Source organism: Massilia sp. 05N420, assembly GCF_056397205.1.
The window spans coordinates 1-465 of sequence record NZ_JBFTMX010000169.1; the positions used below are offsets into that span (position 1 = coordinate 1).

General features: G+C 62.4%; 1 protein-coding gene. It reads left to right on the forward strand.

The features are described from left to right. Window positions 1–462 (forward strand): RNA polymerase sigma factor (locus tag AC1DIX_RS27820; RefSeq protein ID WP_477328577.1); only part of this gene is annotated, 462 nt, incomplete at its 5' end. Window positions 463–465: the final 3 nt, after the last annotated feature.

Consider the following 465-nt stretch of genomic DNA (forward strand, 5'->3'; position numbering starts at 1 on the left):
CTCTGGGATCGCACGGCGATAGCCGAGGGCGTGGCGCTGATTGAACAGGCGCTGAAGCGTGGCTGCCCAGGTGCATATCAGCTGCAGGCGGCGATCATTGCCGTGCATGCGGAGGCGCAAGACTTTGCCGAGACGGATTGGCAACAGATTGCGCTGCTCTACGGCGAGCTTGCCCGCACTGCCGACAACCCGGTCTATGAACTGAACCGGATCGTCGCGCTGTCCTATGTCGAGGGTGTGGCCGCAGCGCTTGCCCGGCTCAAGCCGATCGCCATGGCGCTTACGCAGTATCAGCCGTTTTACGCGGTTCAGGCCGATCTTCTGGTGCGCGACGGCCAGGTTGATCAGGCAAAGCTCGCCTATGGCAGAGCGATCGAGCTCTCGATGTCCGAGGCTGAGAAGCTGTTTCTGGCGCAGCGGCTCGAGGCGCTTGGGACAGCTAAGCTTAACGGGCCTGCGTGAAGA